The following is a 15,146-nucleotide window of genomic DNA, read 5'->3' as shown; positions in this document are numbered from 1 at the left end:
GCAAAATTATTTAAAATATTTTTCGGCTTCTATCACGGATTCCGGTCTCCCGACATCTATAAGAATATCCTGATGTACAAAACCGTGGATATGTTCGGTCTGCATCAGGTCAAGATATTCTTCCATAATAGAAAATTTGCCTGTCCGTTTTATTTTTTCGAAGATCACAGGATTGATACAATGAACACCACTGAATGCAAGAGCTTTAAACCCTTTGTTGAACTCAGCCAGCCGCTGTTCTCCCGTTTGTACATTCAGCCAGCCCCTCAAAACCATATCATCATTGAAAAGGAGTTTTCTTGAACTTTCTCTGTCTGAAACTGCTAAAGTAGCAAAATCTTTTATCTTTTTATGATATTCTACTAATGCATTGATATTTATATTGGTTAAAATATCAGCGTTCATGATCAGAAAATCTTCACCGTGATCAAGGAACCTTCTAGCAAAAATCAAGCCTCCTCCGGTTTCCAGTAGCTCTTCAGTTTCATCGGAGATTTCAATCCTGCATCCGAAATTATCATTTTTATTTAGAAAATCAACAATCTGACTGCCAAAATGATGAATATTGATCACAAAATCTTTGATTCCGAAGTTTTTCAGATAATGAATATTCCTTTCAAGAAGTGGAACATCATTTACCTTTGCCAGTGCTTTCGGATGATGGTCTGTAAAGGGTTTAAGCCTGGTGCCTTTTCCGGCAGCGAAAATGAGAGCCTTCATAGTATGGGTAATAAGTGATAAGTAATGAGTAATATAAAATAGAGTATGAGTAATGAAAATATTACTGATTACTGATGTTCAGTTGGGGTTGTTCGTCGTGATGTATACTAACTTCCGTTCCTTCGGGATATTTTTCTTTGATGAATTCAGCAATTTTTATTGCAGAATATACAGATCTGTGCTGACCGCCTGTACATCCGAAATTAATCTGCAAATGCTCAAATCCTCTGGCTAAATAATCATCAATATTGATGGATACAAGAGATTTTATCAGTTCCAGGAATTTAGGCATTTCAGTTTTGGTTTCCAGATATTCCTGTACGCCGATATCATTTCCGGTCTGGCTTTTATATTCCTCAATTCTTCCCGGATTTAAAATTCCCCTGCAGTCAAAAGCGAATCCGCCTCCGTTTCCTGAGTGATCTTTTGGTATTCCTCCTTTTTTGTATGAAAAACTGTGTATGTCGATGTGTAGCATTTCTTCTTTTTTTATTTTTTAACCATTAAGGTATTTTAAGTTTTTTAAGGTAAGTTAAGATTTTTATCATTATTTGCTGAGCAAAGTCTAAGACTAATTATTTAATATTTCCTCAATTTTCAACGTTGTCTTTTCTGAAATCAGTTGACCGATTACTTTAGTCAGTTCGGGATAATTTTTCATGCCCTCCCATGAAGCTGCGAAGCCTGTGATATTCTGAATTCCTTTTTCAAGACTTGCCATAAAGTGCTGCTTTCTCTGAATCAGTCCTCTGAAGCCATAGGCACCTAAGACCTGAAGAAATCTCATCATCTGAATTGGCTTAACCGATTCTTTTAGTTTAGTTTTTGTTTCCTGATTTTCAAATAATTGAATGTAAAAGTCAACCATTCTATTCTTGAAATCCTCAGGGAAATTGGCTTTGGCCTGGAAAAGGAATGAAATCACATCATACATCAAAGGTCCTTCCATTGCAGACTGATAATCGATAAACGAGACTTCATTTTTTTCGTTGACCATAATGTTTCTGGCCTGAAAATCACGGATCATAATTCCTTTAGGTTCCAGCCTTTCAATCAGGGAGGCAATCTGTTTGAATTCTTTCAGAAGAGCAGATTTATTATATTCAAGCTCCAGAACATCTGCAACGAAGTTTTTAAAATAATAAAGATCGTGAATAACAGGAAGTTCATCATAAGCTTCATATTCAAATGTCTTAGAAAAATCTATTTTCCCCTGTGTTTTCATCTGCAGCCTGAAAAGCTTTTCCAATGTCTGCTGTACCAGAGACTGTACCAGATCTGACCTGTTTTCTCTGGTGATCACTTCGGAAAGGGTAGCTTCCCCAAGAAATTCCTGTACATACATCTTCCTGTCGTCAGAAACAGCAAGTATACGGGGCGTGTTAAGACTAAGGTCAGAAAATACCCCAGAATAATATAGAAAACTCTCGTTCTCCGGAATGTTTTCATTGTAAGTGATGATGTATTTCTCAGAACCGGCAGAGACCAGAAAATTGACTCTTGCTGAGCCGCTTTGAGCTAGTGTGATGAATTCGGTCGATTCTTTCCCAAGATGGTTTTCGAAAAATCGTTTTGCGTTTTCAGAAGTCATAATATGGAAACAAATATACTAATTTCACATGAGTTGGAAACAGGACGTATTTACAGTTTAAAAATATGCGAAAGCAAGAATTTTTATAAAGATTAAATAGGTTGTTTTATGAATCAGGAACAAATACTTTCTCTTTTTTGTGATTTAAAGATAAGCTTTCGTTACTCAAAATCAATTGAGTTTGCGGGCTAATTTTTATATTTGTAATATGTTTAAGGATTTTAAGCCGGTTTTAGGAATTTTGCTTCGCTTTGTCATCATTTACCTGGTGTTACTTTTTGGGTACCAGTTTTACCTGAATAGTGGTAAAGATTCCGGGCTGGATCCTTTTTCCGGACTGATCGCCAATCAGGTAAGCTATCTGCAAAATTTTATCGGCTACCCTACACAATTGTATAATGATGCTGAGAACGGGCAGGTATGGTTCTATGTGAAAAAACAGTATGTAACGAGAATGGTGGAAGGATGTAATGCTGTTTCTGTGATGATCCTGTTTGTGTCATTTGTCTTTGCTTTCTATAAGGGAACCAAAACGTTTCTTTTCATCCTGGCCGGACTGGTTTTACTGTATATTATGAATCTTCTGAGGATTGCAGGACTCAATATTGTCATGGCGGATTATAAAGAGTATGGTAAATCTTTCCATGATTATATTTTTCCTGCCGTGATCTATGGAAGTGTTGTGCTGCTTTGGATGATCTGGATTAAATTCTTTGCTTTAAAACATGAAAATTCTTAATATCCTTCTGGTGATCACAGGACTCTGTGGTCTGGTAAGTGTCAGGATCTTTGAAGACACACTTTTTTATGATCCTTTTCTTAATTACTTTCATGAAGCGAATCAGAAGATTGATATTCCTGCGTTTGAGTGGGGGCAACTGATTGGAGGGCACCTGTTCAGATTTGCCTTAAACCTCCTTTTTTCCTGTATGATTATATATGGGCTGTTTAAAAGTAAGGAGTGGACGATTCAGGGAGCGGTCATGATGACCATTGTCTTTGCCATTGCTTTCCCGATCTATCTTTACTGTATAAATGATAATTTCGGGATAGGATATCTTTTTTCTTTTTATATGCGGAGATTTGTAATTCAGCCCCTGATTATCCTGCTGATTGTTCCGATGTTTTATTACAGAAGGCAGATGATGGGTAAGAAGAGTTTATAGATTAGCTTATAGTGTGTTTATCCACACTCGTTACATTTTCCGGTGTCCATTCTACACGTTTAACAAAATCCTTTTCCCGGACCGGACAGTCTTTGATCTGGCACACCGGACAGGAGATAGGTTTACAGTCATCCATATGGAAATTGAATTCAATATTTCTTTTAATGTTTTTGGCGAGAAGAAGGATTACTTTTTCCATTTCACCATGGGCATCCCGAAGATCATAATACCAGGGAAGGGTAATATGGGCGTCGATATGAAGGTTGGCTCCGAACTGCTGGATTTTCATATTATGCACATCAATCCATTCCGTATGTCTGTTTTCTTCAAGGATTCTGATAACCTGATTGAGTATTTCCGGGTCCTGCTCATCCATTATGCCGCTTAATGATTTACGGACGATCTTATACCCTACAAAGATGATATAAAGCCCGAAAACCAGTGCAACTACAGAATCCAACCAGTAGATTTTAGTAAAATAAACGATCACTAAACTAGCCACAACTCCAAGGGTAGTGATGGTGTCAGACTGAAGGTGTTTTCCTGATGAAATAAGCACCAGAGAATTTTCTTTTTCTCCTTTCCTGATGGAAATATAACCCAATAAATAGTTGATGATTGCTGTGGCCGTAATGATCCATATCCCCAGGTCTATTTTGCTTAAGGTTTTTCCTACGATAAGGCTGTGAATACCTTCGTAGATGATCATAATTCCGGCAATAGCGATAAGAGCGCCTTCAATTCCCGAAGTAACAAATTCTACTTTTCCATGGCCGTAAGGATGGTCTTCATCTTTAGGTTTTGCTGCCAGATGAAGGGAATAAAGGCCCATGAATGCACTGATGACATTCACAATACTTTCCATAGCATCAGAAAATACAGCATCGGAATTGGTGAGTCTCCAGGCAATAATCTTCCCGATGAATAGAATGACTCCAAAGGCGGCAATGATCTTTTGAAATCCTATTTTATCTTTATGGGTATTTTTCCGGGTGTTCATATTTTAGTTTGATAAAAAAAAGAATCTCAATTTTGAGACTCTTTTTATTTTGTTAGTTTATACTAAGTTGTTTGCTACAAGGTATTCTGCGATTTGTACAGCGTTGGTTGCGGCTCCTTTCCTCAGGTTGTCTGCTACGATCCAGAGGTTGAGCGTTTTCGGCTGTGACAGGTCTCGTCTGATTCTTCCTACAAATACTTCATCTTTTCCTTCGGAATACAGAGGCATAGGGTAGTGGTTGTTTTTCACATCATCCATTACGATTACGCCAGGAGTTTCAGATAAGATCTTTCTTACTTCATCCAGTTCAAATTCGTTTTCAAACTCGATGTTTACACTTTCAGAGTGACCTCCCTGTACCGGAACTCTTACAGCGGTTGCCGTCAGGTTGAAGGTATCATCCCCTAAAATTTTCTTAGGTTCTTTCATCAGTTTGATCTCTTCTTTTGTGTAATCATCATCAGCAAATACATCGCAGTGTGGCAATGCATTTTTGAAGATCTGGTAAGGGTAAACCTTTGCAGTAGAATCATCTCCGCTGATCTCAGAATTTAACTGATCTACAGCAGCTTTACCTGTTCCTGTTACAGACTGGTATGTAGAAACAATAACTCTTTTTAAATCATATTTTTTGTTCAAAGGTCCAAGAACCATTACCAACTGAATGGTAGAACAGTTCGGATTTGCGATGATCTTGTCTTCTTTTGTCAGCACATCAGCATTGATCTCAGGAACTACTAATTTTTTATCAGGATCCATTCTCCATGCAGAAGAATTGTCGATCACTGTTACTCCAGCTTCTGCAAACAGAGGAGCAAATTCAAGAGAAGTAGAACCTCCTGCAGAGAAGATTGCAATATCCGGTTTGGCAGCTATAGCGTCCTTCATGCTTACAATCGTAAATTCCTTCTGTTTATACTTCACCTTCTTACCTACAGATTTTTCGGATGCTACCGGAATTAATTCTGTTACAGGGAAGTTTCTCTCCTCCAAAACTTTAAGCATAACTTGTCCAACCATTCCTGTTGAACCTACTACAGCTACTTTCATTGATTAAATTAAAATTTTAAGATTAAACTATTTATAAATTATAACGCATAATGTATAATTTCTTTTTCTGTTTTATGCCCCGAAGACTCTTGTCCAAGGGAATGCAAATGCAAATAAACCTACTGCGATAAGTCCCATGATCACTACTCCTAAAGAGATCGTATCATTGGATTTTACTTTTTTATTGACGATGGTCATCAATACTGCTGCAATAAGCATAGAGAATGGATGTTCAACATATTGGAATCTCAATGCCGCATTTTTCATTACTTCTCCCATATTTAGACCTTTGGTAAAATTAGTGATCAACATGATGATTCCTAATAAAAACTGAACGTGAAAGAAGATCATTGTGAATAATGTTGTCTTCTTTAAAAACTTGTTCACTTTTCCACTGAAACCGAACATGGTAGCTAAAAGTGCAATGATAAATAACGCTACCAAAAGAAGTTCAAGATACCCGAATCCTTTGTGGGCATTAAGCAAAATCTTGTAAAAATCCATAATCTATTTTTTTTGTACACAAAGATAACAAAAATCCCGGCTCAAAGCCGGGATTGATATTGAGAAAATCTAATATTATTATATTATTAGAAGTTGAATGATAAGGTTGTAGACCAAGTTCTTCCGAATCCGAAGAATACTCTGTTTCCGTCAGCGATACCTTTGTAAGTTCTTCCTGCTTCCAGGTAAGTTTTACCGTTATCCGGATCTTTAGTGTCTTTAATTTTATCGGTTGCTTTGATGTTCGTTACACCATCCTGGATGTAAGTAGTATCAAACAGGTTGTTTACGTTAACTCCAAGTGTGAAATACTGATTTGGGTTTTTAAGCTTAATTTTATAAGATGCACCAATGTTGAATAGGTTGAAGTCTGGTAATTTTAAAGCCTCATTACCTGGTGTCATGAAGTCAGTCATATTCATTGCAGAATAGATTTTTCCAACATATTGCCAGTTACCATACACTCTTAAATCTGTAACAGGAGTTACTGTAAATCCTAATGATGATGTCATCTGTGGAATACTGTTGTTGGTACCTCCTACTTTTACTTTATCTAAATAAAGTGTTGATGTATTAGATCCGTTCGTTGCAATTGGAGTGTTGTCATCTTGGAAGTTAGACCCTGATGCATTTCCTTTATATTGGTAATCACCCCAAGAGAACATCCCTTGTAATTCTAAGAATTTGTTTAATCTGTATGTTGCTTCAGCTTCCACTCCCTGGTGAAGTTGGGTAATTCCACTGATTTCTGAGTAACCTCTGACGTTGTTATCGAAAATTACACTTCCTCTTCTGTACCATCTGTCTTTCCACTCAGTTCTGTATAAGTTAACTTTTGCGTTGAAGTTAGATGTTTTGAATCCATACCCTAATTCTACAGAGAAGATTTTCTCATTGGTTAAGTTAGGGTTTACAACCTGCTGGTTACTTGGATATACGGAGTTCATCAAAGGCTGCTTGCTATAGTATCCAACATTAGCAAATACGTTGTGGTTATTGTTGATGTTATAGTTTGCACCCCCTTTAATATTAAATCCAAATAGGTTTTTAAATCCTGTTTTTCTTTCAACAGTTTGACCTTGTTGAGTTGATCCTGGCTTTACAAAGTCATCAATTCTCTGATATGCCTGGTTGGATACAGATCCCTGTACATATGCAGTTAATTTCTCAGTAGAATATTCCACCTGTCCGAAACCACTGTACCAAAGTACTTCACCATCATTACTGAATGAAACTCTGTCTTCCATTGGTGCATTTGAACCACCGAAAGGATTCCAGTTCAGCTTTTGATAATCATAAGTGTTACGAACAATATTATTTGTTGGAAGGTTTTTATTGGAACCATCTGTGTAACCTGAAGCTCCATATAAATTTGAAAGTACTTGATAGTGGTATCCATAGTAGTATCTGTCATCAGTACCTACGGAGAAATTCCAGTTGTCATTGATTTTGTGCTGGAAGTTCATTAAGATTCCGTACCAGTTGTGTGAGTTCACACTTGAAGTACGTACTAATGTATTTCCTGCAATACCTACTGTAGGAGTTACAGCACCATTTGCTGCAAAAATTGCATTATAATCGTAATGTCCTTCTGCATCATAGAAGTCAGCCATTCCTTTAGTTCCTAGTTTACCAAGGTTTCTGGCTCCACCACCACGTCCGTTAGACATATAAGCAACTGTACTTAAAGTAGATTTGTCGCTGATTGTCCAATCCCAGTTCAACATCATTACAGGCTTGGAATAGTAGTTCATAGCATTAGCTATGTTGGTTCTTCTTCCATCTGCCGAAGTATAGTATCCAAAATCACTATTGTATGGTCTGTATGGAGAACCATCGTGATCCGGATTGTATTTGATATAGTTACCGATTGTTGGAGCATAAGATCTCTGATCATGCCATTGTGGAGAAGAAGTCATCATAAACTGTAAGTTATGCTTCTTGCTTGGCTGATATCCTAATGCAAAGAAATAAGTATATGATTCGTAGTCTGTATTTTGTACATAAGTAGCTCCTGCCTGTCTAGCCATCAAGAATGATGCAGCCCAACCGTTGTCTGATCTCCCGGTATTGTAAGCAAAAGATGTTTTTAAGAAATCGTTATTACCGATACCTAATCTCACAGCCCCACCTTGCTTCATATCAGCAGCTCTTGTAAGGAAGTTCATTGTACCTCCTACGGAAGCAATGGCTAATTTGGAAGAACCAAGTCCTCTTTGTACCTGCATAGTACTTGTTACATCTGATAAACCTGTCCAGTTAGACATGTATACAGTACCTCCTTCCATGTCATTCACAGGCATACCGTTTACCATTACTGCAATGTTTCTGGATTCGAAACCACGCATGGTAAGCTGGGAGTCTCCAAAACCACCACCACCTTTTGTTGCATAAACAGAAGGAGTTGTGTTCAATAGTTCAACAAGCTCCTGGTTTCCTTGTCTTTCAAGAATTTGAGCTGCTTTGATTGTAGAGACTGCTACAGGTGTCTTTCTATCTTTAGCGATATCGGTTACACCTCTTAGGATTACCTCTTCAATGTCTTTAGACTTGGTTTTAACCGTATCCTGAGTTTGTTGAGCATAATAGATACTAGCTGTAGATAAAGTAATTACTGCAGTTAGCATCGTTTTGTTGATTAATTTCATAATCGTTAGTAATAATTAGATTTAATTTTCTGCAAAATTCGCAAAATATATTTTAACTATTATTAACTCAATGTTAATTTTTAATCAGTCTTAATAATGATAATCTTTTGATTGTCAGTAGAATGGGTGTAAATTGAATTTTTATATGAAAAAAGTCATGTTATTGAATTTTTAACAAAGTGGGGGTGTTTTTATTAAAAATATAACGCTATTTCACTGCTTTGAGACTCAAATCAATATTCTCAGCTGAATGCGTAAGGGCTCCTACAGAGATAAAGGTAACGCCTGTGGAAGCGATTTCTTTCAGCATATCACGGGTAATTCCTCCTGAAGCTTCAGACTCACATGAGCCGTTGATCATCTCTACAGCCTGCTTCATCATATTTACATCCATATTATCCAGCATGATTCTGTCTACTTTGGCGTTGATGGCTTCCTGAACTTCCTCAAGATTTCTTGTCTCAACTTCTATTTTTAACTTTTTCTTGGTCTTTTTAACATAGTCCTTTGCCATTTTTACAGCATTGGTAATGCTTCCGTTATAATCAATATGGTTATCTTTCAACATGATCATATCGTAAAGACCATATCGGTGATTGGTTCCGCCGCCTATGGCAACTGCCCATTTTTCACAAACCCTGAAATTCGGTGTGGTTTTTCTTGTATCCAGAAGCTTGGTTTTTGTTCCTACTAATCTTGAGTCCCAGTCGTGGGTAAGAGTTGCAATCCCACTCATTCTCTGCATACAGTTGAGAACAAATCTTTCTGTAGAAAGGATAGATCTGGCGCTTCCGGTTACAACAAGGGCAATATCTCCCACCTTGCACGGGGTTCCGTCTTTGATGAAAATTTCAACCTTAAGATCTTTGTCAAAAGTTTTGAAAATAATTTCAGCCAGCTCAACACCTGCCAGAATACAGTCCTGTTTCACTAAAAGCTTAGCGCTTTGCTGTAAGTCTGCAGGAATTGTAGAAAGGGTAGAGTGATCACCATCCTGAATGTCTTCTTCCAAAGCATTTTTGATGAACTGTTTTAGAACTTTATCTGTAACGTAAGCCGGTCTTTTCATATTTTTAATTTTAATAATAGTACGATGATCTTTTTCCGAATAATAAATCATGAATGATGAATAACAAAATTACTTCATTTTCCTGAGCTTTTATTTTTTCAAATTCTATTTTATTTTTTATCCGGCGATGATCCGGATCGGTACCTTCAAATTCTATGATGTATTTTCCGGGATTACTTCCATATCGGGGTACCCCGTCAATAAAATATTTCCAGCTGAGATCTTTCCAATGGTATTCCCGGTTATGAAACAGGAGCTTGTCTTTATCAAACTGTAATACAGGGTGCTGTGAATTGTGAATATAATTAAGTGTTAAAGGAAGTTGGTTGTCATTAATAATTTCATCCAGATCAAATTTATCTTTTCCGAAATAAAAAGGTTTTCCCAGTTCAATTAAATTGCACAATAAATTGAGTGGCAGCGGATGTTTGGCTCTCGAAATAATTGTTTTCTTTAAATAATCATAGATCTCTTTTGACATCAATAAGAAAAACATTCCTACTATGGAAAAGATGAAATGATCTTTAAGAGAGAACATTGAAAAAAGAAAAACGCCTCCCGAAAGCAAAAACATCGATACCCGTAACCATTGAATAAGCGTAACAATTGTCAGAATTCTCAAACCGAATATTTCCATTGCTTTCTGCTTTGAATTTCTTTTAAGCTAAATCTTTATTATAAAATGCCCCTTTGTTTTCCGTCATTTCCATAGACTGGGTAATGATGAGGTGGGCAACGGTTGTAAGGTTTCTTAATTCTGACAGCTGTGGAGAAAGAATCGAGTAGTGGTAGATCTCATCTACTGCAGCTGCAATTTCCTGATGTTTCTGCAATGCCATATTCAGACGTCTGTTGCTTCTTACGATTCCTACAAGGTCACTCATCATCTCCTGAAGCTGTTTTCTGAGGTAGCTGATGATCACCATTTCGTCCATGATTTTCATACCTTCTTCATTCCATTCGGGAACGGCTTTCAGATCATCAAAGTTGAAGCTGTTTTCATTCAGGAGTTCCACTGTTTTCATGGCTGCATTATGACCGAAAACTAAGCCTTCAAGCAATGAATTTGAAGCCAGTCTGTTGGCACCGTGCAGTCCGGAATTTGTACATTCTCCTACTGCAAAAAGATTTTTGATCGAAGACTGTCCGTCTCTGTCTACTTCAATACCACCCATCAGATAATGACAAGCCGGTACCACCGGAATTAATTGAGTAAAAGGATCAATTCCTTCGTCTCTGCATTTTTTATAAATATTCGGGAAGTGTTCCAGAAACTTTTCCTGATTCATGTCACGGCAGTCCAGGCCTACATATTCATCTCCTGTGATCTTCATTTCATTGTCAATCGCTCTGGCAACAATATCTCTTGAGGCCAATTCTTCACGCTCATCATATTTCTGCATGAATTTTTCACCTCTTTTGGTTCTCAGTTTGGCTCCATCTCCACGTACTGCTTCAGAAATAAGGAAGAGCATTCCGTCAATCTTATTGTATAAAACTGTAGGATGGAACTGATAATACTGCATATTGGACACCTTTCCTTTGGCACGGGCTACGAAAGCAATTCCGTCCCCTGTAGCAATGGTAGGATTGGTTGTATTTTTATAAACATGTCCGGCACCGCCTGTGGCAACCAATGTTATCTTAGACGTAATTTTTTTGATGGTTCTGGATTTTTCATCCAGAATATAGGCTCCGTAGCAGTGGATGTCACCTTCGTTGAGTTCTTTACCCGGAACATGGTGTTGGGTAATGATATCAATTACATAATGATGGTCAAGGATTTCAATATTCGGGCTGTTGTTGGCAGTTTCGAGTAAGGCTCTTTCAATTTCAAACCCAGTGATATCTTTATGATGAACGATTCTGTTCTCTGTATGGCCTCCTTCTCTTCCCAAAGCGAATTTACCGTTTTTCATATCGAACTGTGCACCCCATTCTACAATTTCGTTAAATCTGGCAGGTGCTTCTCTCACTACCATCTCCACCACATCACGTTTGTTTTCACCGTCTCCGGCACGCATCGTGTCTTCAATGTGTTTTTCGAAATTGTCATTCTGGAAGTCGGTGACTACAGCGAGCCCGCCCTGCGCATATTTGGTATTGCTTTCGTCTTCATCAGATTTTGTAACGATGATGATTTTGGCATCAGGGAGCTGTTCAGACACTTTAATGGCGTAGGAAAGTCCGGAAATGCCGGAACCGATTACTAATACATCCGCTTTTATCATATGCTTACTTTAGGTACAATCGTTTAAATATTAAATAAATTTAAACAATTTTTCGTTTGGTTTTCTTACTTTTTTCAGGTGTTGGAAAGGATCTTCCTCAGATCGGTAGCCTAAAGCGAGGGTGACGGTTACTTTTTCTGTTTCGGGGTTGACGCTCAGAATTTCTTCTATAACATCCTGCCGGAAGCCTTCCATAGGGCATGAGTCTATATTTTCGATCGCAGCAGCATACATAAGATTGGCTAATACGATATAAGACTGTTTTTCTGCCCAGTTGAAAATTTCATCCTGTGTTTTCTGATGAATGTGCTGATTGATGCTGTTTCTGAAAGGGTCAAGCTTTTCAATAGGAGTTTCCCTTACTTCAGAAATATGATTAAAATACCCACGGATATAGTTGTCCTCAATACTTTTTTTTGAAATGATAACAATAAGATGGGAGCATGTAGATATCTGGGAGGGATTATAAAAAGCCGGAATCAGTTTCTGTTTCATTTCCTCACTCTCTACAACGATGATTTTGTAGGGCTGAAGTCCCAGAGAACTGGCAGACAGTTTTCCTGACTCAAGAATATTGTGAAGGGTTTCCTGAGGAATGATTTGATTATTAAATTTTTTCACAGAATATCTTCTGCTTAAAGCTTCCAAATAATTCATAGCACAAATTTAAGAATTGAATATGAATAAAGACTCTTTAAAATGAAATATCTCCCCGGGCTGAATATAAAAAAATCACCCCGGCTGGCAGGGTGATTCTTTTGATGAGGATGGAATGTGTAATTAATCTCTGTTTTTTACAACAATCCAGCCTGAGAATGTTATCGGAGTGCTGTTTTTATTGTTTTCTTTCCATGAAATAGAATACCAGTAGTTACCTGTAGGAACTTTTTTGCTGGTATTGGTGGTTCCGTTCCATTTGTAGCCATTGCTTTTATCTGCCTGGAATATCTTGTAACCATATCTGTCAAAGATTCCTATTTCCAGGTTTTGCTTGCCTGAAAGGGCTGAATAATCAACAAAATCATTGATTCCGTCATCGTTCGGAGTGATTACGTTGATCAGATTAGGTACAGTGATGTCAACCTGAATAGGAGTACAGTTATAGCTGTCTTTTACGAATACTTTAGCTTCCCCTCTTGCTACATGGGTGAATACATTGGATTCCTGCCAGTTGATATTGTCCAGTGAATATTGGTAAGGAGGAGTTCCGCCGTTTACATACACCGTTACAGTGCTTCCTGATATATCAATATTGCTGATTACCGGATTTTCAGAAGCATACACCGTTACGGTCTGCAGGGCAATACACTCTCCGGTTTTGAGTTTTACCCAATAAGTACCTACTCCCACATCTTTGATACTTTGAGTAGTGGCTCCCGTGCTCCATTCGTAGCTTTTGAAACCAGCCCCGGCATCAAGGGTTGTTTTGCTTTCCATACAGATAGTTTTGTCGATTAGTATTCTGGACAGTACCGGGGCAATTACCGTTAAAGTCACTTTTGCAATCGAATAACATCCGTTCGTATTAAAGACTTTTACATAAGCTACTCCATTAGGTGCGATATAAGCTGCGGGATTTGCAATTTTATTGGTTCCATTAATTGCATCGGTTAAAGAAGGGTAGTATTCTTTAGTCATTCCGTTTTGCGAAACTACAGCACCTGTAAGATTAAAAGAGGCTGTAGACGGATTGGTTTCAATGAAGCAGGATTTTATTTCTGTATTATTTACCGCAACCGTAGGATGAATGTTCAGCGTTATTTTTGCAGTGCTTACACACCCTTGGGCAGTAGTGACCTTTACGTAAATGGTGGCTGCTGCAGATGCATAAGCATAAGGATTGGTGATCTGATTGGTTCCGTTATTCAGGTCGTAAAGAGTAGGATAGAATTCTTTCGTTACTCCTGTAAGTGTAGTAACAGCGGCGGAGTTGAGATCAAATGTTGCTGTACCTGCATTGTTATTATTACAGCCTGTGAGTGTAGCATTGGTAGCTGCAAACGGAGTCGGGTTGAGCTGAATGATTCCGTCGCCATTATCACAAAGAGTTGACGTAGGATCTTTAATGACTACTTTGATGGTTGTATTTCCTGAATATTGAAAACTTGCCGGATTCGCAATAGGAGTAGAGCTTCCCAATACATAATAGGTGAAAGTATAATTTGCCGGGTTATTGACAAATTGAGCATTGAAAGCAGTAAGATCCACTACACCGTTTCCTGTAGCCGGATTTGTACATACAAACGGAGTGACTGTCGCATTTAAAATCGGAACCTTATCTACAAATACTTTGGCATTTTTTATAGAATGTCTCGCACTTGCACCTCCTGTAGCTGCAGAAAAACCAAAATATCCCTGGGACATTCCTACTGCGCCGCCTGAAGGAGCAAAAGACTGGTCAACAACAAGTATACCGTCTATTCTTACCTTAATGATCCAGTTGGATGGATTGGTAAGATCTGTTTCCCCGTTTACTTCTACATGTCGGTAGATATCTGATACAAATGGTTTGGTAGGATTCAGGTCTGGAGAATGAAAGGTGCTTCCAGGTGTGTTGTTGAATTCAATATTGTTGCCGGCGGTATTATTGGTTCCATACAGTATGTGCACCTTGCTCATCTGGCCTTCAGTAGTGTTGTTGAAAATATCAAAGCCTACCATCAGCCCTGATGCATTGGCGGGGATTCCTAGCCCTCCTCCTGATACAAATCCTGTAGGTGGATTGGCCAGGTACCAGAATGTGAAGCCGTCACCTCTTCCGAATTGTGTGGTTCCGTTTCCGTCAATTCTGAAATCGAATTCCACTTTCCATTTGTCACAATAGCTTAGGGTGATAGGGGTGGCCAGTTTTATTGCCCCGTATTTACTTGTCTGATCGGTAGTCAGTCTGATAAAGTCTGTACTTACTACAGCATCGGAAACCAGGTCCCATCCTGTAGTATTAACCGGATTTCCGGTAAGTTGGTAGGTTTGGGAAAGGAATTTTCCCGGAAGGCAGAGTAAAACAGCCAGTAAAAAAATGAGTATATCTTTTTTCATAATGGTTGATTGTGGTATTAATTTATTTTTACTTGATATTCAATTTATTTTCATGTAACTATTTGATTATTATGGATCTATTTTTTGATATGAAGATATGGTTGAATGCAGCTGAAGCAAAATCAAAA

Annotated in this window: 14 protein-coding genes; 2 read left to right on the top strand and 12 right to left on the bottom strand. The window is 38.0% G+C overall.

Annotation, left to right across the window (positions count from 1 at the left end):
* Positions 1–6: 6 nt before the first annotated feature.
* The 3 genes from ACTJJF_RS12195 to ACTJJF_RS12185 form a co-directional block, all read right to left on the bottom strand.
* A complete protein-coding gene (locus tag ACTJJF_RS12195) occupies positions 7–720 on the bottom strand; it encodes a nucleotidyltransferase family protein (protein ID WP_440699825.1) in 714 nt (237 codons plus the stop codon).
* Between the two features lie 61 nt (positions 721–781).
* Complete coding sequence (locus ACTJJF_RS12190; protein ID WP_409514646.1) at positions 782–1,198, bottom strand: RapZ C-terminal domain-containing protein; 417 nt, start codon at positions 1,196–1,198, stop codon at positions 782–784.
* Positions 1,199–1,291: 93 nt separating this feature from the next.
* On the bottom strand, positions 1,292–2,311 hold the full coding sequence (locus ACTJJF_RS12185) for an aminoglycoside phosphotransferase family protein (RefSeq protein WP_440699824.1): 1,020 nt from the start codon (positions 2,309–2,311) through the stop codon (positions 1,292–1,294).
* 208 nt (positions 2,312–2,519) lie between these two features.
* Between ACTJJF_RS12185 and xrtF the strand changes: the two genes are divergently transcribed.
* Together xrtF and ACTJJF_RS12175 are read left to right on the top strand one after the other, a co-directional pair.
* The gene (gene xrtF / locus ACTJJF_RS12180) at positions 2,520–3,050 is read left to right on the top strand and encodes an exosortase family protein XrtF (RefSeq protein WP_440699823.1); all 531 of its coding nucleotides are present in this window, start codon (positions 2,520–2,522) and stop codon (positions 3,048–3,050) included.
* Positions 3,037–3,477, top strand: a complete 441-nt coding sequence (locus ACTJJF_RS12175; protein WP_440699822.1) for an exosortase F system-associated membrane protein — start codon at positions 3,037–3,039, stop codon at positions 3,475–3,477. Before xrtF ends, ACTJJF_RS12175 begins: the two co-directional genes overlap by 14 nt.
* Position 3,478: 1 nt before the next feature.
* Here the strand turns inward: ACTJJF_RS12175 and ACTJJF_RS12170 are convergent, their stop codons facing one another.
* The 9 genes from ACTJJF_RS12170 to ACTJJF_RS12130 form a co-directional block, all read right to left on the bottom strand.
* Positions 3,479–4,477 (bottom strand): cation diffusion facilitator family transporter, encoded by a 999-nt coding sequence (locus tag ACTJJF_RS12170; RefSeq protein WP_312300394.1) that lies wholly within the window; start codon positions 4,475–4,477, stop codon positions 3,479–3,481.
* 57 nt (positions 4,478–4,534) lie between these two features.
* Complete coding sequence (locus tag ACTJJF_RS12165; RefSeq protein WP_065400179.1) at positions 4,535–5,527, bottom strand: aspartate-semialdehyde dehydrogenase; 993 nt, start codon at positions 5,525–5,527, stop codon at positions 4,535–4,537.
* Positions 5,528–5,599: 72 nt separating this feature from the next.
* Positions 5,600–6,031: a hypothetical protein gene (locus ACTJJF_RS12160; RefSeq protein ID WP_241309835.1), complete on the bottom strand. Its 432-nt coding sequence runs from the start codon at positions 6,029–6,031 to the stop codon at positions 5,600–5,602.
* Between the two features lie 86 nt (positions 6,032–6,117).
* Positions 6,118–8,679: a TonB-dependent receptor gene (locus tag ACTJJF_RS12155; protein ID WP_440699821.1), complete on the bottom strand. Its 2,562-nt coding sequence runs from the start codon at positions 8,677–8,679 to the stop codon at positions 6,118–6,120.
* 208 nt (positions 8,680–8,887) lie between these two features.
* Positions 8,888–9,748 carry a carboxylating nicotinate-nucleotide diphosphorylase gene (gene nadC / locus ACTJJF_RS12150; protein WP_440699820.1) on the bottom strand — a complete coding sequence of 287 codons (861 nt, stop codon included), beginning with the start codon at positions 9,746–9,748 and terminating at the stop codon, positions 8,888–8,890.
* 10 nt (positions 9,749–9,758) lie between these two features.
* Positions 9,759–10,385, bottom strand: coding sequence for a hypothetical protein (locus ACTJJF_RS12145; RefSeq protein ID WP_312300383.1), 627 nt, complete (start codon positions 10,383–10,385; stop codon positions 9,759–9,761).
* 22 nt (positions 10,386–10,407) lie between these two features.
* Complete coding sequence (nadB, locus tag ACTJJF_RS12140; protein WP_312300380.1) at positions 10,408–11,979, bottom strand: L-aspartate oxidase; 1,572 nt, start codon at positions 11,977–11,979, stop codon at positions 10,408–10,410.
* Positions 11,980–12,009: 30 nt separating this feature from the next.
* Positions 12,010–12,636 (bottom strand): NAD(P)H-dependent oxidoreductase, encoded by a 627-nt coding sequence (locus ACTJJF_RS12135; RefSeq protein WP_312300379.1) that lies wholly within the window; start codon positions 12,634–12,636, stop codon positions 12,010–12,012.
* A gap of 123 nt (positions 12,637–12,759) precedes the next feature.
* Entirely contained in the window at positions 12,760–15,018 is a 2,259-nt protein-coding gene (locus tag ACTJJF_RS12130; RefSeq protein WP_440699819.1) for a T9SS type B sorting domain-containing protein, read from the bottom strand.
* Between the last annotated feature and the right edge of the window lie 128 nt (positions 15,019–15,146).

It is taken from the genome of Chryseobacterium sp. 22458, assembly GCF_052044975.1.
GTDB lineage: Bacteria > Bacteroidota > Bacteroidia > Flavobacteriales > Weeksellaceae > Chryseobacterium.
The sequence above is the reverse complement of the archived record's forward strand: the minus strand, read 5'-3'. Positions and strand labels throughout refer to the sequence as shown.

Coding starts and splice junctions, on each gene's coding strand:
- ACTJJF_RS12195 (WP_440699825.1), bottom strand. CDS start 720: ATGAAGGCTCTCATTTTCGCTGCCGGAAAAGGCACCAGGCTTAAACCC.
- ACTJJF_RS12190 (WP_409514646.1), bottom strand. CDS start 1,198: ATGCTACACATCGACATACACAGTTTTTCATACAAAAAAGGAGGAATA.
- ACTJJF_RS12185 (WP_440699824.1), bottom strand. CDS start 2,311: ATGACTTCTGAAAACGCAAAACGATTTTTCGAAAACCATCTTGGGAAA.
- xrtF (WP_440699823.1), top strand. CDS start 2,520: ATGTTTAAGGATTTTAAGCCGGTTTTAGGAATTTTGCTTCGCTTTGTC.
- ACTJJF_RS12175 (WP_440699822.1), top strand. CDS start 3,037: ATGAAAATTCTTAATATCCTTCTGGTGATCACAGGACTCTGTGGTCTG.
- ACTJJF_RS12170 (WP_312300394.1), bottom strand. CDS start 4,477: ATGAACACCCGGAAAAATACCCATAAAGATAAAATAGGATTTCAAAAG.
- ACTJJF_RS12165 (WP_065400179.1), bottom strand. CDS start 5,527: ATGAAAGTAGCTGTAGTAGGTTCAACAGGAATGGTTGGACAAGTTATG.
- ACTJJF_RS12160 (WP_241309835.1), bottom strand. CDS start 6,031: ATGGATTTTTACAAGATTTTGCTTAATGCCCACAAAGGATTCGGGTAT.
- ACTJJF_RS12155 (WP_440699821.1), bottom strand. CDS start 8,679: ATGAAATTAATCAACAAAACGATGCTAACTGCAGTAATTACTTTATCT.
- nadC (WP_440699820.1), bottom strand. CDS start 9,748: ATGAAAAGACCGGCTTACGTTACAGATAAAGTTCTAAAACAGTTCATC.
- ACTJJF_RS12145 (WP_312300383.1), bottom strand. CDS start 10,385: ATGGAAATATTCGGTTTGAGAATTCTGACAATTGTTACGCTTATTCAA.
- nadB (WP_312300380.1), bottom strand. CDS start 11,979: ATGATAAAAGCGGATGTATTAGTAATCGGTTCCGGCATTTCCGGACTT.
- ACTJJF_RS12135 (WP_312300379.1), bottom strand. CDS start 12,636: ATGAATTATTTGGAAGCTTTAAGCAGAAGATATTCTGTGAAAAAATTT.
- ACTJJF_RS12130 (WP_440699819.1), bottom strand. CDS start 15,018: ATGAAAAAAGATATACTCATTTTTTTACTGGCTGTTTTACTCTGCCTT.